Source organism: Corynebacterium sp. HMSC074A09 (assembly GCF_001811545.1).
GTDB lineage: Bacteria > Actinomycetota > Actinomycetes > Mycobacteriales > Mycobacteriaceae > Corynebacterium > Corynebacterium hiratae.
In genome coordinates, this window is sequence record NZ_KV805146.1 from 78,953 (window position 1) to 98,447 (window position 19,495).

Sequence of the window (19,495 nt, forward strand, 5' to 3'; positions counted from 1 at the left end):
CCAGCTCAAACAGCCACTCGCAAGGCCGCACAAGGCTGGATCCAGGTGTGTGAGGCCGACAGGTAGCAGGCCATGGAAAACTTGGTGAAGTTCTAGGCACGCGAGCGGGACGCAAAGGCCGCGATGGCTCGCCAGCCAAAGAAGAACAGCGCCGACATCACGGTGGCCACGATGAGGAAGGACCAGTGCGGCAGCCGGCCATTGACCAGCATCCACAGAGCCATGCCGCCAATAATGGCACTCAGCCACACGACGACGCCCTCCCGCCACAGGCCGCTCAGCTTCGCTGCCATGATGATGACCCAGCCCACGAGCGCGCCCACGGTCCACGGCCAGAAGGCATCAACCCACGAGCTAAAGCTCAGGCCGCCGTGCGCCAGGCGGGCGAGGATGGCGAAGAGGACGAGCGAGATGACGTCGATAAGCGGGGCAACGCGCATTTAGGATTCCTTCCGGTTCAACGCCGCGTAAGAGAAACCATCGCGGGCGTAGTGGGCGAAGTAGATGACCCATCCAATGATAGTGATCAGCGCAAAGGAAATAAGCCGGTAGATGATGGCCGCGGAGGTGGCATGCACCGCGGTGAGGCCCGTCGCCACCAGCGGGGCGATGAGCGCGGCCTCCACCGTACCCACGCCACCCGGGGTGACCTGCGCGGAGCCAGCCAGCTTCGCCGCCAGGAAGGCCAGTGCGACGCCCGCCAGGGTGGTGTGATCGGCGCCGGCACGCAGCCACGGAATCTCGCCGGTTACCGCCCACACCGAAGCCCACAGGGCGGCCATATCGGCCAGGCGGTGCACAAGGGAGGCCCCGGCAACCACGGCAAAGGGGCCGCGCGACAGGTGGACCTCTCCCAGGTTGCGGACCTCCTGGATGGCGCGGTCCCGCTTCGGGCCGGGCCGTAGCTTGCGCAGCCAGCCCTCGAGGGTCACCGGGTGCGAGGTCAGCCAGAAGATGCCGCCGAGCGCCGCGAGCATGAGGACAATAGTTGTGATCAACGAGCCCAAAGCCATGTCGGCGTTGAGGAAAAACACTCCGCCGAGCCCAATGAGCGCGAGGAACATCGAGCTAATAATCGAGGATAAAAACAGGAAGTAGCTGCACAGCGCCACCGACGCGCCCCAGCGGCGCTGCACCTGGAAGGTGAGCACGGCCGAAAAAGCAGGGCCCGCCGGCAGAGTCGTGGACCACGCATTCGAGGCGAGCGTAATGGCGTAGGTCTCGCGCAGCGGGACCTCAACGCCGCCCGCACCGATGAGCCGCTTCATCACTTCCGCCATGCCCGCGATGGACAGCAGCGCGAAGAACACCACCAGCACCACGGGGAAAGGTTCGGCGTGGCGCAGGCGGCGCAGCCCCTCGGAGATGAAGTCCAACTGGTCGCGGAAGAACCACGCCAGCGCGGCCAGGACAAACAGGGAGATTATCCAGGTCAGCCAATTCTTCTTATTCATCGACCGTCCGTGGACTTCAGGCGCTGCACCAGCTCGGAGAAGGGGATGAGCTCGGTGTCGGTGTCGGCGCTGCGGTCCCCGCGTACAGGAGCATCGCTTGCCGACGCCTCCTCTGCCGGGGCGTTCTCGCCGCCGAGGCGGTGGGTCAGGCGCGTGAGGAAGCGCGGGGCCCACCAGTTGTCCTCGCGCAGCAGGTGCATGACGGCGGGGACGAGGAGCATGCGGACGATGGTGGCGTCGATAAGCAGTGCAAAAATCATGCCGAAGGCGATGTATTTCATCATGACGATATCGGAGAAGCCAAAGGCCCCCGCGACCACAATCATGATGAGCGCAGCCGCCGTAATGATGCCACCCGTGTGCGCGGTACCCGCGGCGATGGCCTCATCGGTGGACGCACCCCGGCGGCGGGCTTCCACCATGCGCGAGACTAGGAAGACCTCGTAGTCCGTGGACAGGCCGAAGACGATGGCGATGATGAGCACCAAAATCGGGCTCATCAGCGGGCCAGCGGTGAAGTTGAGCAGGCCAGAGCCCAGGCCGTCGACGAACATGAGCGTCAAGATGCCCAGTGTGGCACCCAGCGACAATAGCGTCATGATGATGGCCTTGAGCGGCAGGATGAAGGAGCCGAAGACGAGCGCCATGAGGATGAAGGTGGCCAGCACCACGTAGAGCGCCATCCAGGGCAGCGTGTCGAAGAGCGCGTCGAGGGATTCGACCTCCATGGCTGGGGTGCCGCCGACGTAGAGCTTCACGCCCTCCGGCGCCTCGATGTTCTCGAGTTCGTGGACGATGCGTGCGTAGTCCTCGCGGTCTTGGATGCCGGCGCCGAGGACGGTGGTGCCGTCGACGGTCGCGGTCTTCGGACCCATCGGCTCGGTAAGGCCCTGGATGGAGCGGGCTTGCATGACGACGTCGACAAGCTGCTCATTCGTGGCATTCTTCACCACGAGCTTGACCGGCTCGGTGCGGAAGGAGGGGAACTGCTCGTTGAACTGGTCTTGCGCCACGCGCGCGTCCTGGTTGGGCGGCAGGTAGGTCTCGTTGATGCCGCCGAATTTCACGCCCAGCACCGGCAGGGTCAGCGCGATGAGCAGGGCGCAGATGGCGGTGGTCATGAGACCCGCCCGGCCCATGGCCCAGCGCGGCATCCGGTACCACCAGGTGTCCTCGATGCGGCGTCCGCGCCGCGAAGTCTTGCGCACGGTCCACTTATCGATGTTGGGGCCAAGCATGCCAAATAGCGACGGCAGCACCGTCACTGACAGAAGTGCGGCGAGGCCGACGGCGGAGATGGAACCATAGGCCACGGATTTGAGGAAGGCCTGCGGGAAGAGGAAAAGCCCGGAGAGGGACACGGCCACCATCGCGGCGGAAAAGACCACGGTCTGGCCCGCGGTGGCGGTGGTGATCGCCACGGCCTCCTTGGTATCGCGGCCCTTGTCCAGCTCCTCGCGGAAGCGCGAAACCATGAACAGGCCATAGTCGATGGCCAGGCCCAAGCCCAGCAGCGTGACGACGGCCTGCGCAAACACATTGACCTGCTGGAAGCCAGCCAGGATCGAGAGGATCCCCAGAGAGCCCAGGATCGACAGCCCACCCACGACGAGCGGCATGAAGGCCGCGACGACGGAGCCGAAGACCACGAGGAGCAGCAGGCCGACAAGCGGCAGGGCGGCCTTCTCCGCGCGGGAGATGTCCTTGGACATGCCCTCATCCAGCGCATCGGCCACCGCGGTGGCACCCGCTACCTGCACGGGCAGCCCGCTGGAGTGCAGCGAATCCTCGATGGCGCGGAAATCCTTGAGCGTTTGCTCGCCGTCGCCCTTCAGCCCGATGGCGGCGAAGGCCGTGGAGTGATCCTGCGTGATGAGGTTCGGGTTGCGCTTATCAAAGTAGCTGGTGACGGAGTCGATCTGCTCCGGATACTGGGTCTGGAGCTCATCCAGGAAGGCCTTGGCCTCGGCGGCGTGGGCATCGGGGTCGTCGAAAAGCAGGATGACGTCGCCGGAATTGTCGCGGCCGAAGGTCTCCAACTCGATCTGTGCCGCGCTTGTCGACGCCGCCCCCGGGTCCTCCCAGCCCTCCTGGCTCATGCGCTCCTCAAGGCGCGTGCCGAAGCCAAAGAAGAGGCCCAGGATGAGCCCGACGATGAGGAGCGGGATGACCTTGCGGTGGGCGTAGGAAAAACGGCCCCAAGAATAAAACATGCGGCTCCTAATTGTGCTCGGGCGCGCGGTCCGGCAGCAGCGCGGACAGCGGGCGGAAAGGCTGCAGCCAGGCGCCGCCTGGAGGCAGATTATCCAGGTTAACGCGCGGCAGCGGTTCGCGGAAGACGCCCTCGATGTCTTCGAGGTCGACGAATTCGATGTCGGGGTGAGTCAGCGCCCACGACGCGTGCTCGTGGAAACCGAGCACGCAGGTGGGTAGACCGGAAGCCGTGAGCTGTTCCAGCAGGTGCTGGAAGTTCTGGCCATCAGCCGAAGCCACGATGACACCGGAGAGATCCTCGCGGTTGGCTTTGATGTATTCGACCATGTCGGGGTCGACGTCATCGTCCTCGTGCAGCTTCGGCTTGGCAAAGACGGCGAAGCCGACGTTGCGGATGGCCTCGACCCACGGGCGGATGACGTCGGCGCCGCCGGGCGTGACGTTGGTGAAGACGGCGGCTTCGGGGGTGGCGTCGTTGTCAAAGGCCAGCTCCACCAGCCAGCGGCCGATGGCGTCAAAGCGAGGGCGGTAGGCGGCAGTGGGGCGCCCGCCGAGGATGGCGCCAAGCCCCATGTCCATGTTGGGCGCATCCCACACCAATAGGTAGGTGCCGGCCATTACTTCTTCTCCCAGAGGTACTCGGTGATGACGTGTTCCTTATCCAGGCCTTTGCCCTCAAACTTGGTGATGACCTGGCGGTCGGTGAGAATGGGGCACTCCGGCCAGGGCCAGCCCTTGTAGTCGAGGGAGGGCTCGACCTCGACGAGCTCGTTAATCCACTCGGCGTAGCCGGCGTGGTCGGTGGCCACGTGGAGCACACCGCCGGGTTTTAGGCGGGAGGCAAAGAGGTTGAGCGTGCCGGATTGGATGATGCGCCGCTTGTGGTGGCGGGCCTTGGGCCACGGATCCGGGAAGAAGATGCGGATGCCGTCGAGGGACTCGGGCGCGAACATACGCATGAGAACTTCGATGCCATCGCCGCGGACCATGCGGATGTTCTCAATATCGTTGCGGACGATGGAGCCCAGCAGCTTGGCTAGGCCCGGCTTGTAGAGCTCGACGGCAACAATGTTGGTGTCCGTTTCCAACGGGGCCATCGCAGCAGTGGAGGTACCGGTGCCGGAGCCGATCTCCACGATGGTCTTGGCGCCCTCGCGTCCGAACCAGGCGGGGATGTCGAGGGGTTCGTCGGCAAGCAGGCGTCCCAACTGAGGCCAGTGCTCCTCGAAGAGGGCGTTCTGGTTGTCGGTGAGGGTGCCGCGACGGAAGGTCACGTTGCCGAGGCGTGGGTAGTCCAAATCATTGTTGAACTCGGCGTTGAAATCCGTCTGGAGGCCGCGGCCATGAGGCATCTGCGCGGCGGGATTCTGGGAGGAGTCTGCACTATTCATCAGTTGACATTGTTCCCTTAAGCAGGGGTGAGGGGCAACGTGCCGCGCCGTGGAGGGCGGAGGGGCGTCCAGGTGGAGGCCACACAGGACGCCGTGGGGGTAGCGGGACGGGCGTACGGGATGGACAACCCAAAGAAAATCCACCCCTGTGCGGGGGTATCTTTGGTGGTTGCGTGCCCTATTTCACACTTCGTTGTCCTTGGGTTAGTCGGGTTAACCAGGGTGGATATAACCGGGGTGGGCTGTATTACACATTCTGTTATCGCCAGTATCCGTACTCTGGTTGGTGAAACGTCGATAGGGGAAACCTTCGGCGATATAAAGCACCCTGGCCACACCGACCACAGGAGAATGTGAGATGACCGCAACCATTAAGGGCCTTGTAGGTGAACTGCCCACGAAGAACGAGAAGCTTATTTCGTGGATCAGTGAGAGCGTCGAGCTCTTCCAGCCGGAAGAGGTCGTCTTCGTAGATGGCTCCCAGGAGGAGGCTGACCGTCTCGCCGCTGAGCTCGTGGAGAAGGGCACCCTGATTAAGCTCAACGAGGAGAAGCGCCCGAACTCCTACCTGGCGCGCTCGAACCCGTCGGATGTCGCGCGCGTGGAGTCCCGCACCTTCATCTGCACCGAGACCGCCGAGGACGCCGGCCCGACCAATAACTGGGCCCCGCCGGCAGCCATGAAGGAAGAGATGACCGAGGCCTTCCGTGGCTCCATGAAGGGCCGCACCATGTATGTGGTGCCTTTCTGCATGGGCCCCATCAGCGACCCGGACCCGAAGCTCGGCGTGCAGCTTACTGATTCCGCTTATGTCGTGCTCTCCATGCGCATCATGACCCGCATGGGTCAGCAGGCTCTGGACAAGATTGGTGAGAACGGCGATTTTGTCCACGCCCTGCACTCCGTTGGTGCTCCGCTGGAGCCGGGCCAGGAGGATGTCGCGTGGCCGTGCAACGAGAAGAAGTACATCACGCAGTTCCCGGCGACCAAGGAGATTTGGTCCTACGGCTCCGGCTACGGCGGCAATGCCATCCTGGCCAAGAAGTGCTACGCGCTGCGTATCGCTTCCGTCATGGCGAAGGAAGAGGGCTGGATGGCAGAGCACATGCTCATCCTCAAGCTCACCAACCCGGAGGGTAAGAAGTACCACATCGCGGCCGCCTTCCCGTCTGCCTGCGGTAAGACCAACCTGGCCATGATCGCCCCGACCATCCCGGGCTGGAAGGCTGAGGTTGTGGGCGATGACATCGCCTGGATGAAGCTGCGCGAGGACGGCCTGTACGCAGTCAACCCGGAGAACGGCTTCTTCGGTGTGGCGCCGGGCACCAACTACGACTCCAACCCGATTGCCATGAAGACGATGGAGCCGGGCAACACCCTGTTCACCAACGTCGCGCTGACCGACGACGGCGATGTCTGGTGGGAGGAAATGGGCGAGGCCCCGGAGCACCTCATCGATTGGCGCGGCAACGATTGGACCCCGGCTTCCACCACCAAGGCGGCGCACCCGAACTCCCGCTACTGCGTGCCGATTACGCAGTGCCCGTCTGCTGCTCCGGAGTTTGATGACTGGAAGGGCGTCAAGATTGACGCCATCCTCTTCGGTGGCCGCCGCGCGGATACCGTCCCGCTGGTGACCCAGGCCTTCGACTGGAACCACGGCACCATGATCGGCGCCCTGCTCTCCTCTGGCCAGACCGCTGCCGCTGAGGGCAAGGTCGGCGCCCTGCGCCATGACCCGATGGCCATGCTGCCGTTCATGGGCTACAACGCCGGTGACTACCTGCAGCACTGGGTAGATATGGGCGAAAAGGGCGGCGACCGTATGCCGGCTATCTTCCTGGTGAACTGGTTCCGCCGCGGTGAGGACCGCCGCTTCCTGTGGCCGGGCTTCGGCGAGAACTCCCGCGTTCTCAAGTGGATTGTGGACCGCATCGAAGGCAACGTCGACGCCGTCGAGACTGTCGTGGGCCACACCGCCCGCCCGGAGGATATCGACCTCACCGGCCTGGACTTCGACATTGAAGACGTCCGCGAGGCACTTGCCGTGAACCCGGCCGATTGGGCTGGCGACATGGAAGACAACAAGGAGTACCTGACCTTCCTGGGCTCCCGCGTGCCGTCTGAGGTGTGGGACCAGTTCAAGGCCCTCAAGGAGCGCGTTGAGGCTGCCTCCTAACGCCGCTTTCCGCGCCGCTGCTTTCCGACGCCCCTCCACCCAGCGGTGGCGGGGCGTCGCCGCGTTCTGGCATGTTAGGTTGGCCACAATAAGGTTAGGGTAACCTTTTAAATGGAGAAAGTCTCGCATATTCTGGCTGTATGACAACTTCTTCTTTGCCCATGCACGATCGTCCCGACTCCGAGGTTGGTGGACACTGGCTCCTCGCCCGCCTGGGAAAGAAGGTGTTGCGCCCCGGCGGGCTGGAGATGACCACCACGCTAATCGACGCCGCCGAGCTGAAAAACAAGGACGTGGTGGAGCTGGCCCCTGGACTCGGGCTCACTGCCCGCCAGATCGTGGCGGAAGGCCCGCGCAGCTACACCGGTGTGGACGAGGATCCTGATGCCGTGGCGCGCACGAAGGCCAGCCTCGCCGGCGCTTCCTCGGCTACCGTGGTGGTCAATGACGCCAAGGCCACGGGTTTGCCGGATAACAGCACGGATGTCGTCTTTGGCGAAGCCATGCTCACCATGCACGGCGAGAAGGGGAAGGCCGCGATCATGGCGGAGGCGTTCCGTATCCTGCGCCCGGGCGGCAGGTATGTCATCCATGAGCTGTGCCTGGAGCCGGACACGCTTGACGACGCCCAGAAGCTCGAGATCCGCCGCGCGCTGGCCACGTCCATCCGCGTCAACGCCCGCCCGCTGACCACAAAGGAATGGGACGGCGTGGCACGGGAGGCTGGCTTCGAGGTGACTGAGCGCCACTATGCAGATATGGCGCTGCTGCGCGCCAAGCGCAACTTGCAGGACGAGGGTGTGCTGGGCGTGGCGCGTATCGCCTTTAACGTCTTGCGCATGCCCGACGCCCGCCGCCGCGTTTTCGCGATGCGTTCGGTGTTCAACAAATACAGCGACAACCTGCAGGCCATCGGCGTGGTGCTGACCAAGCCGGCCGCGGCTGCTCAATGAGTTTCGGTGAGAGCGGTGACGTTGCCGGCGGCGTGCCGGACGGCGTGATGGAGGCCCGCCCACGTGGGATCAGCTGGCCCACGGTTGGCGTATCTGTGGTGAGCAGTTGCGTCGCCGCTGCGCTGGTCTTGGGTTTCGGCGTGCAGCTCAGCCAAGGCAAGTGGGAACAGGCGGCAGCCCAGGGTGCCGCGATGACGCAGCCAGCCGAACCGAGCGTGCCCGTGAGCAGCGACTCCGCAGCGCCGGCGGCTGCGGCAACAACGGCACCAACAACGGCGGCGTCCGCGGCGTCGCCAAGCGTTGCGCAGGACGCCCCCGCTGTGGCGTTGGAACCGGCACCGCAGGAGAATCAAGCGGCAGACCCAGCGCCAGAGCAGGCGGTGGATGAGACGGTGGAGGACCCCAACACCGGCTGGTACCCCAGTGGGGATTTCAGCGCGAGCTTTGCGGCTACTAACCCGGAGCCGACGCTCGATGACCTTAACGGCGTCCTGCACGCGCTCGTGGCCACGCCGGGATCCGATGCGGACAAGGCACACAACCTCGAGGCTGGTCTGCCGGGGACGGTGGTGCCGAGAACCATTTACAACCTGGGGATATTCCGTCCGCCGCTGGGCTGGAAGCGGATTAGCGGGCCACTGACGGTGGAGGGGAACACCGCGAGTGCCACGCTCAACGCGAGCTCGGCCGGGCGTCCCACGCTCTCGTTGCGGGTGGAGTTCCGCTACCTCGACGGGCGCTGGAAGCTGGCCACGAACTCGCTGCGCAACGGCATCGATGCGGTGGGCCTGCCCATCGCGGGCGCGTTTTAAGGCGGCGGCGTGATTGACGTTGACAACCTGAGCCACTGGTATGGCTCGCGCCGCACAGCCGCGCCTGTGCGCGACCTTTCTTGCACCTTCGCTGATGGCCGCATCAATTACGTCGTGGGGCTTAACGGCACCGGAAAGTCGACGCTCCTCGGCTGCCTTTCCGGAAGCTTGCGCCCGCGCGGCGGCAGGGTCCTGGTGGACGGGCGGGAGCTGCGCGGTACCGACTATCCGTTGCGCCACGTGGGCAGCTACTTGAGCGCAGAAGATTTCTCACCGCAGCACACCGGCCTGCGCCACCTGCAGTGGATGTGCGCCCTCGCAGGCGCGCCGGTGGAAAAGGCGGAGGCGCTGGTGCGGGCCGTCGGGCTCGAGGAGGCCTCGCGGCGCCCCATCGGAGGTTACTCGTTGGGCATGCGCCAGCGCCTGGGGATCGCCAGCGTCTTGGCGGGAAACCCGCGCAACATTGTGCTGGATGAGCCGCTCAACGGCCTAGATATCCAGGGCGTGTGGTGGCTGCGTGAGTTGCTTGCCGCGTGGGCGGAGGAGGGTCGCTGCGTGATCGTGGCCTCGCATCATCTGCGCGAGGTGGAGGCCACGACCGAGGTTGCCGACGCCTCGGTAACCATCCTCAGCCAGGGCACGGCTCTTGCCCACGGCTCCCTTGAGGACGTCATCGCCTCCACCGGCGCCCCCGACCTCGAATCCGCCGTGGCGGCGCTGATCCCGGAGCTAGGGGCACGGGCATGAAGGCGTGGCAACGCTGGCGGATAAGCCTGCGCGCCGAGTCTGTGCGCCTGGGCGGGGCGCGCGGCCCGCTGGTGCGGGTCGCCGTGCCGCTGGGGTTTGCGCTGCCGCTGGCGGTGACCTTCGGGGTGGCAGCGGTGGCGGAGCACGTCCAGTCCGCGGGAGGCATCCTTCAGGCGCAGTCCGTGGACACTACTAATGCGGCGTATTGGCCCATCTACCTGGGCAGCATCGTGTTTGCGGCATTGGGGGCGTGGGCGCAGGCCACCGCCGGATCGCGGGCCTTGCGTGCGGCGGCGCCGTGGTCAGGGCTGGATCAGCTGGCCCGCTGGTGCTTCCTGGGCGCGCTCGCGGCGGCCGCGACACTGCTCAGCGTCAGCCTGTGCCTGCTGCTCCTGCCCACGTTCTTCCCGGTGCTCTATGGGCAGGTGAACTTCTTCGCGGGCCTGCGCATGGTGGCTCTCGGCCCGGTGTACGCGTGGTTGGCGGTGGGCTACGGTGTGGCGCTGGGCCGGCTGCTGCGCTCCCCGGCGTTGAGCATCGCGGCGCTGACGGTCTGGGCGCTCTTGGTAGAAAACGCGCTGTGGCTCATCCCCGGCGGCGCGCGCCTCACCGGCTGGCTGCCCTTCCTCAACGGCGTCTTCGCTACCGGCCAGGACGTGGCGCTATTCCCGCCTTGGGGCCGTGACGGGGCGCTGGTGTACTTCGCGGCCGTGGGCGTGGCGCTCTGGCTGGCTTCTCTGCGCAGGCGCCTCGACTAAGTCTGACTCAGCCATCAGGCGCGCAGGACGATGACCAGGTTGGAGGTCACAAGCTCCCGCAGCACCGGCACCTTGGTCACCCACCAGGCCCAGGCAGGGTGGTAGCGAGGAAAGGCCGCGAGGAGCTGCGAGCCTTGCGACGTCACGCCGCGCGCCCAGTCCAGGCCTTCGCGTGCGGAAAGCGCAAAGAGCGAGGAGCCAAAGACGTTCTTCGGTGGGTGCCCATGGCGGCGGGTATAGCGGTCCCGGGCGAACTCGCCGCCCACGTAGTGCTCCCACAGGCCGGTCTCGTGCCCGCCGAAAGGTCCCAGCCACACCGTGTAGCTCAAGACCACCAGCCCGCCGGGCTTGGTCACGCGCAGCATTTCCTGGCCCATGTCCCACGGGTTGGGGATGTGCTCGGCCACGTTGGAGGAATACGTGATGTCGAAGGTGTCATCCGCGAAGGGCAAGCACGTGCCGTCGCCGCGCACGGCCTGGGCCACTGAGATGCCGGCGGCGGCCATTTCACCCACGTCCGGCTCCAGCCCCACATAACTGGCACCGCGCTGAGCAAAGGCGGACGCGAAATAGCCGGGCCCGCCCCCGACGTCGAGCACGCGCGCGCCGGTGAGGGACAAAGAATGATCGCGGGAGAGGGCGTCGACAAGCGCGGCGGTGTCCTCAGCCAGACCGCCATAAAAGATCGCGGGTGCTGTCTGCTCGAAGCGGAAGGAGCGCAGCAGCCGCCAGGAGCGGCGCAGGGTGGCCAAGGCGCGGGTGCGTTTCATAACCCACTAGGCTAAAGCATCGTCATGAAAATCCTTCTTTTATGTTGGCGCGATTCCACCCACCCGCAGGGTGGCGGTTCCGAGCGCTACCTTGAGCGCGTCGGCGAGTACCTCGCTGCCCAAGGCCACGAGGTGGTCTTCCGCACCGCGCGCCACATGAACGCCGCCAAGCGCGAGCGCCGCAACGGCGTGCTCTATTCGCGCGCCGGGGCCAAGTTCAGCGTCTACCCGCGTGCGCTGTTGTCGATTTTATTGGGGCGCCGCGCTTTGCGCGGCGCTGACGTTGTGGTGGATACCCACAACGGCATTCCCTTTTTCGCGCGCCTGGCCACCCGGGCGCCCGTGGTGATCCTGACGCACCACTGCCACCGCGAGCAGTGGCCGGTGGCCGGGCCCGTCCTGGCGCGGCTGGGCTGGTTCCTGGAATCTCGCGTGGTCCCCGCGCTGTATCGCGAGAACACGTGGGTGACGGTCTCGGAGGCTTCGAAGCGTGACCTAGAGAAGCTGGGGATTCACGGTGCGCGCATCATTGAGAACGGCCTTGATCCCCTGCCGCAGCACGTGCCCACCTTGGAGCGTGAGGCCGATATCCACCTGGTGACCTTGTCGCGCCTAGTTCCGCACAAGCAGATTGAGCACGCCATGGACACCGTGGCGCGGATTCCGGGCGCGCTTCTCGACGTCATCGGTTCCGGCTGGTGGGAATCCCAGCTGCGCGAGTACGCCCGGGCCCACGGGGTGGAAGACCGCGTGCGCTTCCGCGGTCAGGTCACTGAGGACTATAAACATGCGCTCCTCGCGCGCGCCGACGTGCACCTTATGCCCTCCCGCAAAGAAGGCTGGGGTTTGGCAGTCATGGAGGCGGCCCAACATGGGGTTCCCACGGTGGGTTATGCATTTGGCCTGCAAGACAGCGTCATCGACGGCAAGACGGGCGTGCTGGTCCACCACGAGTCCGAGTTCGCTCCGGCGGTGCGCATGCTTGTCGACGACCCCCTCCTCCGCACCCGCCTCGGCCAGGCTGCCCGCGAATTGGCGGCTACTTTTTCGTGGGAGAAGACCGGCGCGCGCTTCGAAGAATTACTAGAAGCGGAAGTGCGCACCAAGCGGCGCTAAGCCCCCACGGGGCGGATGCCGGTTGCGCGTTAGTGGTGGCGGCGATGCGGCCGTCCTCGACGACCGCGCCCACACCGAGCTCTTCCAGCCGGTCGAGGTCGCGGTTGGTCCAGGCCTCGGCGGCTGCGAGGTAACGCGGCGATGGCTCATCCACTGTCACACCGTCGACGGTGAGCTCGCCGGAGTCGAGTTTGTTGGCGGCTTTGGAGTAGGGGTCGAGGGCGATGCCGCCGTCGAGCGTAATCATGGCGGGGCGGTCGGCGAAGAAGGTGAGGCGGCCGTCGAGGTCTTCGATGAGCTGGCGATCGATGCCCGTTTCGCGTGGTTTCAACACGGCGAGCTCCCGCGGGGCATCGGGGGCTTGGAGCAAGCAGGCGCACAGGGCGAGCGCGGCCGGAAGCTGGCGCAGGGCCCCGATGCCCGCGATGGCAAGGGGTAGGGCGAGCAAGGTGAGCTTGGAGGAATCGCGCAGCAGGCCCGCGCCGGGGATGTGCTCGATGGCGAAGGCGGTAAGCCCGGGCGCCAGTGCACCGAAGATGGCCAGCCCCATCCCGATTATCGCCAGGGCCGCGAGCGGGCGCAGCTCGCGCCGGGGCAGGCGGGTGGCGCCAAGAATGGCGAGGGCGGCGACGGCCAAGCCTGCCAGGGCGAACCCCTGCTCGCGGGAGGCCGGCACCGCCGCGGCATTCCAGATGCCGCCGAAGCCGAGCAGCGAGCCGACCGCACCCACGTAGGCCTCCGCGCGCGGGGCGAAGGCCGCGGCCTGGGCGGCGGGGTCGCCGGGAGCGGCAGGGGCGGTGAGAACACCGCCCACGAGGCTTGGAACCAGCCACGGCAACCACAACAAGACTGAGCCGCCCGCGAAGAGCCACCTTCTTCGCCCCTCGCGCTCACAGGCAACCGCGATGAGGCCCCCGAAGAGCCCGCCGGTGGGCGTCAAGGACGCGGCCCACAGCGCTAGCCACGCCACGCGCGGGCGCGCGTTGAGGCAACCCCACGCGATCACGGGCGCCAACCAGGCCGCGACCGCCAGCGACCACTGGCCCTGCAGGAGGCGCTCGATGACGAAAGGATTGGCCACCGCGCACGCCATCGCCGCGGCTGCTGCCCACGGGCTGGACTCGCGCGCCCACCGGCCCGCCACCCACGCCGAGGCACTCGCAGCAGCAAGGATAAAAACCCGGGCCAGCCACGCCCCGCCGAACAGGGCCAGCACCCCGTCTTGCGGAGCATTGCGTGCGGGCAGGTCGCCGGCGCCGAAGGCAGAGGCGCTCAGAGCTGGGTTATCAATCAGCACCATGTCGCGCCACAGGAACTCGCCGGGCAGCACAAAAGGCCAGCACACCGCGAGCACGAGCACCACGCCCCACGCGCCGAGGGCGGCGCGCGTCGCAAGGGAGGTAGTCACGGGCGCCTACGCGCTCTGGGCGGCATGACGGCGCATGAACATCGCGGCCGCCACCGCCAACAATGCCACGCCGATGGCCTTGCCCAGCCAGCCGACGAGGCTCAAGACCTTGACCGTATCGATGACCCTGCGAACCGAGTCGAGGCGTTCGGTGCGGGTGGAATCGGACCAGGAGAGGGGGACGTCGAGAAGCGCGCGTTCTTGTGTGTCATCGGCGTCGACCATGGCCTGGGCCTGGCTCGCATCCGTGGCCCAGAAGATGCGCGGGTGTTCCTCCTCGTTGACGATGGTGCCGGTCGTGGGTTCGACCCACACGGTGCGGCTCACCGCGTAGAAGGGCTCGAGGATGACGTGCGATTTCGGCTTGAGGTTGTAGCGTTCCAGGGATTCGGGCGAGTAGAAATCACCCGCCGGGCCGGAGCGACGAGCATCGAGGTCGAAGACCTCCGCGAGCGAAACCGGCGCGACATCCTGGCGGAAGACGTAGGTGGGGATGCCGTCGAGCTTCTCGTCGCGCAGAAAGTCGATGGGCTCCGCGTCCTGGGTGAGTGGGTCGAAGAAAGGGTAGGAGCGCTGTTCCGCCCCGGCGGGGAAGAAGTAGCTGATGCCGTCGCGCTCGACCTGGTCTTCCACCTGCAGGTCAAGGGCGGGAAGCTCGATATTCTGCGTCGTGTTCGGGCCCGCCACCGGGTAGGTGGACTCGCGGTTGAGCAGGGATTCCTCGGTGATGTGCACGACGGTGTCGCTGTCCAAGGTGAGCGTGGTGGTGGATTGTGCGCGGGCCACGGAATCCTTCTCCGCAGAGGCAGTCGTGGTGTGGCGGGTGAACTCGACCCCGTCCTGTTCCGCGCGGACCGTGATGTCGAGGTCCCTGGGCAGCGGGCGGGCCTGGTTGTTATACAGCGGCGGAAGGATGGACCCGAGTATGAGGAACACCGCGGCGGCAATCGTCACCTGCGCTAGGCGGGAGCGAAGGAACACGTCAGCTCCGATCGGTCGAGGGATTCACTGCAGAAATAGTATCGTAGTGGGCCATGCGCTTTCTCCCTGAGCTCGAAGGCGTGCGTGCGCTGGCAGCGTTGGCGGTCGTGATCACGCACGTGTCTTTCCAGACGGCAACCGGCTGGGCCTGGGCTGAGAGGCTGGATTATGGGGTGGCGGTCTTCTTCGTGCTCAGTGGTTTCTTGCTGTGGCGCCGGCGGCACGCGCACACGGCGGGGCAGTATCTTCTTTCCCGCGTGGCGCGCTTGGCACCGCTGTATGTGGTGTGCGTGGTGGCGGTACTCGCCTTGCTTCCCGACGCCTCCCCCTTAACCCTCCCGCAAGTCATCACCAACCTGACTGGTACGCAGCTCTATATTGCCGATGGCCTGGTTCCCGGGCTTACGCAATTGTGGTCGCTGTGCGTGGAGTTCGCCTTCTATGCGGTGTTGCCGCTGTTGGCGTGGGGATTGGATAGGTTTTCTGTGCGTTGGCGGGTTGTGCTCATTGCGGTTGCTAGCGTGCTGAGTCTGTTGTGGGGCTTCCTACCCTTTGTCGCCGGTTATGAATCCGGCGATATCAACACGCAGATTTGGCCGCCGGCGTACTTTTCGTGGTTCGCGGTGGGAATGTTGGCCGCGGAGGCTGAGGCGGCTGGGGTGCGCCTGCGCGCTGGGCGCATTGTGCGGCTCGCTTGTTGGGTGGTGGCCGCGGGCTGCGTGTGGCTGGCCAGCCGCGAGTGGTTCGGCCCGCAGGGCTTGGTGCATCCAGAACCGGGTGAGTTTGCGCGGCGCATTGCGGCGGGGGCGGTGTGCGGGGCTTGCATCGTGGTGCCGGTAGCGCTGGCACCGCGCGAAAGCTGGCTCTCCTCCGCTGTGATGCGGGCGCTGGGCCGCTGGTCTTATGGGGTTTTCATGTGGCATGTGGCGGTGCTGGCCATCGCTTTCCCGCTGTTGGGCGTGTCTGCCTTCTCGGGTGCTGCCTGGGATTTCGCGGTGGTACTGGTCTTTACGGTGGTGGTCAGCTGTGTGCTGTCCGCTGCGACCTACGTGCTTGTGGAGGTCCCCGGCCGCGACCTCATCCGCTCTCTCGCCTTTACTCGCGGCCGCATCGCCGTCCCGCGTTCGTTACCGCGCCAGGCAGATAGCCCTGCCGGCTCCGCTTCTGCGAGCTCTGCCAGTTCCGGATCCCATTCCGCTACCGTGGGCTCCGGATCCCTCGCCAGCGCCGCTGGCTCGACTGATTCCGCCGGTTCGGTGGGGTCGTAGACGCCACTTCACACATGGCATTTTCCAGAAGGCATTAGTCAAACGGTTTCCTTGCCCCCAAACAAACCTTTTACATCGCCGCAGATGGTTTCCTTGACCCCAAAGACACCTTCTGACTAATGCCTTTTGAGGGGAACCATCTGGGGCGGGGCCGCGTATCTAGGACGTGCGGCGGGGCGGGAGGCAGGCACACGTGATAGCCGCGACGCACAGCAGTTGCACGAGCAGCGAATCGCCGGCGTAGCCCTCCGCGGGCCAGGGGGCGCGGGCGAGCATCGCGCCCGCGGCCAAGGTGAGCGCGCCCGCTAAGTAGTCGGGGCGCAGCGTGGTCCAGCGGGTAACGCCCCACGCCGCGGCAGCGGCGGCCACACCGGGCAACCCCGCGACGAGTGTCATGGTTAAGACAATGAGCACGATAAGTAGGAGCGAAGCCGAGGGAGAAACACGGCCAGGGGAGAGCGTACGAGAAGCAACGGAAGTGGTGGAGCTGGCTGGGCTGGTCGAGGCTGCGTCGTGAGCTGCGTAAGACGCAGCCGCGACAGAGGTAGCGGAATGGCGGGGGCGACGGGCCATGACGAGCAGGCACAGTGCGGTGGTCAGCGCGGCGAGCGCGCCGCCGAGGCCGAGGCCCACGCGGTAGGCGCGGTCAGCCACGAAGGACATGTGGAAGGTCCCGCTAGCGCCGGCGGGGATGAGGAAGGCTTGCGTGTCGGCATCGATGGAGCGCGGTTCGAGGGCCTGCGGTTCCGAGCTGGAGGCCGGCGTTGAGTCCGGCGCTGAGTCTTGTGCCGAACCTGACGTCGAGACCGCGGCTGTGCTGCGGGAGCGCAGCTCGCCGCGCAGGCCCTCGTTGAAGGCGCGGCCGGTGATAAGGAGGCGGTCGTGGTCGGCGGGCTCGATGGGCTCGCCGGAAGCGAGCGGGGTATAGCCGGTGTCGGATGGGTCGGCAGCGGCGGCGGCCGGGTCCGCGGAGGAACCGGTTTTGTCCTCGGAAGCTGCACGCGAGGAGGCGGGGAGGGGATCGGGCAGGGAGGACGCGGTATCGGTCAGGGCCGCCCAGTCGCCGGTGGTGCGCAGGAGGTGCTGCCCGGCGGACAGATTGAGGGTGGAGTTGGGGGCGTGGGGGGAGCCGTCGATAAGCACTGTCTTCTCACCGGAGACCCGCACTGTCATGTCGCGCGGGGTAGTAAAGGAGCGGATGAGGATGTGCTCGTTGTCTTGCTGGAAGAGGAACTGCTCGGCATCGGGCGAGGTATCGGGCACGGTGATGAGGCGCCGCGGGGTGGGCTGGTCCACGATGGACGCCTCCGCAATCCCGGTGCGGCGCTGCGGCTCGATGCGGATGGTGGAGGCCTTCGCGCCGGGCACGCGAATATCGCGGGCGCGGTAGGCCTCCATGGTGACCGTCACCTTGGAATCGCCGTTGTGGATGGTCACCTCAGTCGTGCCGGTGGTCATTAGACGCAGCGTGGGCGAGGTCCACGTGGAGTCGGAGTGCAGCTCCAACCAGCCGGAATCGCCGGGCGCTGGCCACCACGCGGTGGAGTTCTCGCCGTCAACGGCCGCGGTGAGAGCGCGCGCCGGGTTCGCCCCGCCGAAGGAAGAGGCATCCGCGGAAGACGAGGACGCGGTGACGCGACCATCGTGCTCCACCACTTGGGTCAGAGGGCCGGCGGAGGGGTAATCGCGCAGGCGATTGCGCACGGTGGAGGGGTCATCAGGGGCTAGCGGCGCGGAGACCGGGCCGGTAAGCGTGCCGTAGTTGCGGTCGCGCAAGGTGGGTGTGTCGGTCACGATGTCGGCGTTGGCGGAGACGAGTTCATGGGGACCGGAGAGGAGCGCGAGCGATTCCCCACCGCCCGCCACGCGTGGCGGATCCGCAGGCGCCAGGTTCATGGAGAGGTCGCGGTCGAAGACAACGACATCGACCTCCCCGAAGGTGTGGACCTCGCCTGGAATATGGACCGAAGAACCAGAAATCAGGTCGTGGCGTACCGCGACGGCCCCGATGCCCAGGCGCTGCAACACATAAGGCGCGGACGCGGGATCACGGGAAATCTGCGCCATCGCACCGTCCAGGCCACGGATAGCCTCGGGCGGGATGAGGGGAACGGCGTCGCGGACGGCCCAGGGGACGTCGAGAAGCGGCTGCGCCGGCTCGTCACGCGTCCAGCCCCAGTCCTGCCGCGCAAAGGAGGCCGGGGGGTAGATGAGCACGCGCGTATCCAGCGAGTTCATGAAAGAGGCGGCTTCGTGCCAATAGGCGGGAACCTCCTCGTAGGCGCCCTTCGGCAGCAGCCGGCCTGCCCAGGCGGGGGCGGTCGCGCCCACCACCACGAGGCACACCAGAAGGCCCGCTGCTTCACGACGCCCCGGGGACAACGTCCGCGGCAACCTCACCCGGGCGGCAATCGCGGCCACGCCGAGCAGCAGCGGGAGGCGCACCAGCGGGTCGAACTTGTGCACGTTGCGCAGCGCGGCCAGCGGGCCGTCGAGCGCGTCGAGGTACCAGGCGGCATGCGTGCCCAGTACGGCCACGCCCACGAGCAACATCGCAGACCAGAGTCGCGGCAGGCGGGACAGGCCCACCAGGCCTAAGGTGGCAACGCTCACGGTGACGAGCACGAAGACCGGCTCGGTGGCCAGCTCATTGCCGGCGACGCGCTCGGTATCCACAAACGGCGCCCAGCTGGTGGTGCCGCGCAGGATTTCTGCCAGGTTAAGCCAGCGAGTGGTTACGCCGGCGGACTCGATGAATTCCGTAAAGGGCGGGGCATAGCGGCCCAAGATGAGCAGCGGGATAATCCACCACGCGGATACCGCCGCGCAACCGGCCAACCAGGCCAGGCCAGTCTTGCCCGCGCGCCGCCACAACAGAATCACACCCGCCGGCAAGCAGGCAGCCAGCGTGGCCGTGGCGTTGACCGCGCCCATGTACGCCACTGCGACGACCGAGGGCGCGGCATCCCGCCAGCCCAGTGTGCCCGGCCGCAGGAAGGGCAGCAGCACCCAGGGTGCTAGCATGACCGGCCAGGTCTCCGAGGAAATCGCGCCCAGCGTGGTCAGCGTGCGCGGGGAGAGCGCGTAGAGGAGGCTGCCCATCAGCGCGGCATAGCCCGGCGCGGCGGGAAGTACTGTGCGGACCACGCGGAAGAAACCCAGAAAGCCCACCGCCAGGACTAAGAACCACCAGGCGCGCTGCGCTATCCAATCCGGAAGTGGATCCGCCAGCAAGAAGAACAAGCCCTGCGGGAAGAGATAGCCATAGGCCTGGTTCTGTAGCTGGCCCAGCGTGAAAGTATCGGTATAAGCATGCAGCGCGCCGGCCAAAAACCCAGCCGGGTTGGCCACCAGATCGTGCTTGGTATCGGCGGCGGTCAGCCCCCACGGCTGCACCAGAACCACGAGGGCTAAAAAGAAAAGCCCCCCGATGCGTGCGCGCAC

At 66.3% G+C, this 19,495-nt stretch carries 16 protein-coding genes; 7 read left to right on the forward strand and 9 right to left on the reverse strand.

Annotation, left to right across the window (positions count from 1 at the left end):
* Positions 1-92: 92 nt before the first annotated feature.
* Genes HMPREF2807_RS05145 through trmB form a run of 5 tightly spaced genes read right to left on the reverse strand, consistent with a single transcriptional unit; the run spans position 93 to position 5,059 of the window.
* Positions 93-440, reverse strand: coding sequence for a DUF3054 domain-containing protein (locus HMPREF2807_RS05145; protein WP_070510938.1), 348 nt, complete (start codon positions 438-440; stop codon positions 93-95).
* Positions 441-1,454, reverse strand: coding sequence for a lysylphosphatidylglycerol synthase transmembrane domain-containing protein (locus HMPREF2807_RS05150; RefSeq protein WP_070510940.1), 1,014 nt, complete (start codon positions 1,452-1,454; stop codon positions 441-443).
* Complete coding sequence (locus tag HMPREF2807_RS05155; protein WP_070510942.1) at positions 1,451-3,667, reverse strand: MMPL family transporter; 2,217 nt, start codon at positions 3,665-3,667, stop codon at positions 1,451-1,453. Before HMPREF2807_RS05155 ends, HMPREF2807_RS05150 begins: the two co-directional genes overlap by 4 nt.
* A gap of 7 nt (positions 3,668-3,674) precedes the next feature.
* On the reverse strand, positions 3,675-4,286 hold the full coding sequence (locus tag HMPREF2807_RS05160) for an NYN domain-containing protein (RefSeq protein ID WP_070510944.1): 612 nt from the start codon (positions 4,284-4,286) through the stop codon (positions 3,675-3,677).
* Complete coding sequence (trmB, locus tag HMPREF2807_RS05165) at positions 4,286-5,059, reverse strand: tRNA (guanosine(46)-N7)-methyltransferase TrmB (protein WP_049156950.1); 774 nt, start codon at positions 5,057-5,059, stop codon at positions 4,286-4,288. Before trmB ends, HMPREF2807_RS05160 begins: the two co-directional genes overlap by 1 nt.
* Before the next feature lie 358 nt (positions 5,060-5,417).
* Between trmB and HMPREF2807_RS05175 the strand changes: the two genes are divergently transcribed.
* The 5 genes from HMPREF2807_RS05175 to HMPREF2807_RS05195 all read left to right on the forward strand — a co-directional run bounded on the left by HMPREF2807_RS05175 (position 5,418) and on the right by HMPREF2807_RS05195 (position 10,508).
* A complete protein-coding gene (locus HMPREF2807_RS05175; RefSeq protein ID WP_049156952.1) occupies positions 5,418-7,238 on the forward strand; it encodes a phosphoenolpyruvate carboxykinase (GTP) in 1,821 nt (606 codons plus the stop codon).
* Between the two features lie 140 nt (positions 7,239-7,378).
* The gene (locus HMPREF2807_RS05180; RefSeq protein WP_049156954.1) at positions 7,379-8,191 is read left to right on the forward strand and encodes a class I SAM-dependent methyltransferase; all 813 of its coding nucleotides are present in this window, start codon (positions 7,379-7,381) and stop codon (positions 8,189-8,191) included.
* Positions 8,188-9,003 carry an MTB12 C-terminal domain-containing protein gene (locus HMPREF2807_RS05185; protein WP_053089094.1) on the forward strand — a complete coding sequence of 272 codons (816 nt, stop codon included), beginning with the start codon at positions 8,188-8,190 and terminating at the stop codon, positions 9,001-9,003. The genes HMPREF2807_RS05180 and HMPREF2807_RS05185 overlap by 4 nt, the downstream gene beginning before the upstream one ends.
* Before the next feature lie 9 nt (positions 9,004-9,012).
* Positions 9,013-9,750 (forward strand): ABC transporter ATP-binding protein, encoded by a 738-nt coding sequence (locus HMPREF2807_RS05190; protein ID WP_049156956.1) that lies wholly within the window; start codon positions 9,013-9,015, stop codon positions 9,748-9,750.
* Positions 9,747-10,508 (forward strand): hypothetical protein, encoded by a 762-nt coding sequence (locus tag HMPREF2807_RS05195; RefSeq protein ID WP_049156979.1) that lies wholly within the window; start codon positions 9,747-9,749, stop codon positions 10,506-10,508. The genes HMPREF2807_RS05190 and HMPREF2807_RS05195 overlap by 4 nt, the downstream gene beginning before the upstream one ends.
* A 14-nt stretch (positions 10,509-10,522) precedes the next feature.
* Here the strand turns inward: HMPREF2807_RS05195 and HMPREF2807_RS05200 are convergent, their stop codons facing one another.
* On the reverse strand, positions 10,523-11,278 hold the full coding sequence (locus HMPREF2807_RS05200) for a class I SAM-dependent methyltransferase (protein WP_049156958.1): 756 nt from the start codon (positions 11,276-11,278) through the stop codon (positions 10,523-10,525).
* Positions 11,279-11,302: 24 nt separating this feature from the next.
* On the opposite strand from HMPREF2807_RS05200, the gene HMPREF2807_RS05205 reads away from it, so the two are divergent.
* Positions 11,303-12,394: a glycosyltransferase family 4 protein gene (locus HMPREF2807_RS05205; RefSeq protein ID WP_070510948.1), complete on the forward strand. Its 1,092-nt coding sequence runs from the start codon at positions 11,303-11,305 to the stop codon at positions 12,392-12,394.
* On the opposite strand, the gene HMPREF2807_RS05210 is transcribed toward HMPREF2807_RS05205, so the two are convergent.
* Together HMPREF2807_RS05210 and HMPREF2807_RS05215 are read right to left on the reverse strand one after the other, a co-directional pair.
* Positions 12,318-13,802, reverse strand: coding sequence for an MmpA family trehalose lipid delivery protein (locus tag HMPREF2807_RS05210; RefSeq protein ID WP_070510950.1), 1,485 nt, complete (start codon positions 13,800-13,802; stop codon positions 12,318-12,320). The two genes, HMPREF2807_RS05205 and HMPREF2807_RS05210, sit on opposite strands and share 77 nt — an antisense overlap.
* A gap of 6 nt (positions 13,803-13,808) precedes the next feature.
* Positions 13,809-14,783, reverse strand: coding sequence for a PorA family protein (locus tag HMPREF2807_RS05215; protein ID WP_049156963.1), 975 nt, complete (start codon positions 14,781-14,783; stop codon positions 13,809-13,811).
* A 53-nt stretch (positions 14,784-14,836) separates the two neighbouring features.
* On the opposite strand from HMPREF2807_RS05215, the gene HMPREF2807_RS05220 reads away from it, so the two are divergent.
* Positions 14,837-16,051, forward strand: a complete 1,215-nt coding sequence (locus HMPREF2807_RS05220; protein WP_070510952.1) for an acyltransferase family protein — start codon at positions 14,837-14,839, stop codon at positions 16,049-16,051.
* Between the two features lie 159 nt (positions 16,052-16,210).
* On the opposite strand, the gene HMPREF2807_RS14310 is transcribed toward HMPREF2807_RS05220, so the two are convergent.
* On the reverse strand, positions 16,211-19,495 hold the full coding sequence (locus HMPREF2807_RS14310) for an alpha-(1->3)-arabinofuranosyltransferase domain-containing protein (protein ID WP_070510954.1): 3,285 nt from the start codon (positions 19,493-19,495) through the stop codon (positions 16,211-16,213).

Coding starts and splice junctions, on each gene's coding strand:
- HMPREF2807_RS05155 (WP_070510942.1), bottom strand. CDS start 3,667: ATGTTTTATTCTTGGGGCCGTTTTTCCTACGCCCACCGCAAGGTCATC.
- trmB (WP_049156950.1), bottom strand. CDS start 5,059: ATGAATAGTGCAGACTCCTCCCAGAATCCCGCCGCGCAGATGCCTCAT.
- HMPREF2807_RS05145 (WP_070510938.1), bottom strand. CDS start 440: ATGCGCGTTGCCCCGCTTATCGACGTCATCTCGCTCGTCCTCTTCGCC.
- HMPREF2807_RS05200 (WP_049156958.1), bottom strand. CDS start 11,278: ATGAAACGCACCCGCGCCTTGGCCACCCTGCGCCGCTCCTGGCGGCTG.
- HMPREF2807_RS05220 (WP_070510952.1), top strand. CDS start 14,837: ATGCGCTTTCTCCCTGAGCTCGAAGGCGTGCGTGCGCTGGCAGCGTTG.
- HMPREF2807_RS05205 (WP_070510948.1), top strand. CDS start 11,303: ATGAAAATCCTTCTTTTATGTTGGCGCGATTCCACCCACCCGCAGGGT.
- HMPREF2807_RS05160 (WP_070510944.1), bottom strand. CDS start 4,286: ATGGCCGGCACCTACCTATTGGTGTGGGATGCGCCCAACATGGACATG.
- HMPREF2807_RS05150 (WP_070510940.1), bottom strand. CDS start 1,454: ATGAATAAGAAGAATTGGCTGACCTGGATAATCTCCCTGTTTGTCCTG.
- HMPREF2807_RS05175 (WP_049156952.1), top strand. CDS start 5,418: ATGACCGCAACCATTAAGGGCCTTGTAGGTGAACTGCCCACGAAGAAC.
- HMPREF2807_RS05180 (WP_049156954.1), top strand. CDS start 7,379: ATGACAACTTCTTCTTTGCCCATGCACGATCGTCCCGACTCCGAGGTT.
- HMPREF2807_RS05195 (WP_049156979.1), top strand. CDS start 9,747: ATGAAGGCGTGGCAACGCTGGCGGATAAGCCTGCGCGCCGAGTCTGTG.
- HMPREF2807_RS05185 (WP_053089094.1), top strand. CDS start 8,188: ATGAGTTTCGGTGAGAGCGGTGACGTTGCCGGCGGCGTGCCGGACGGC.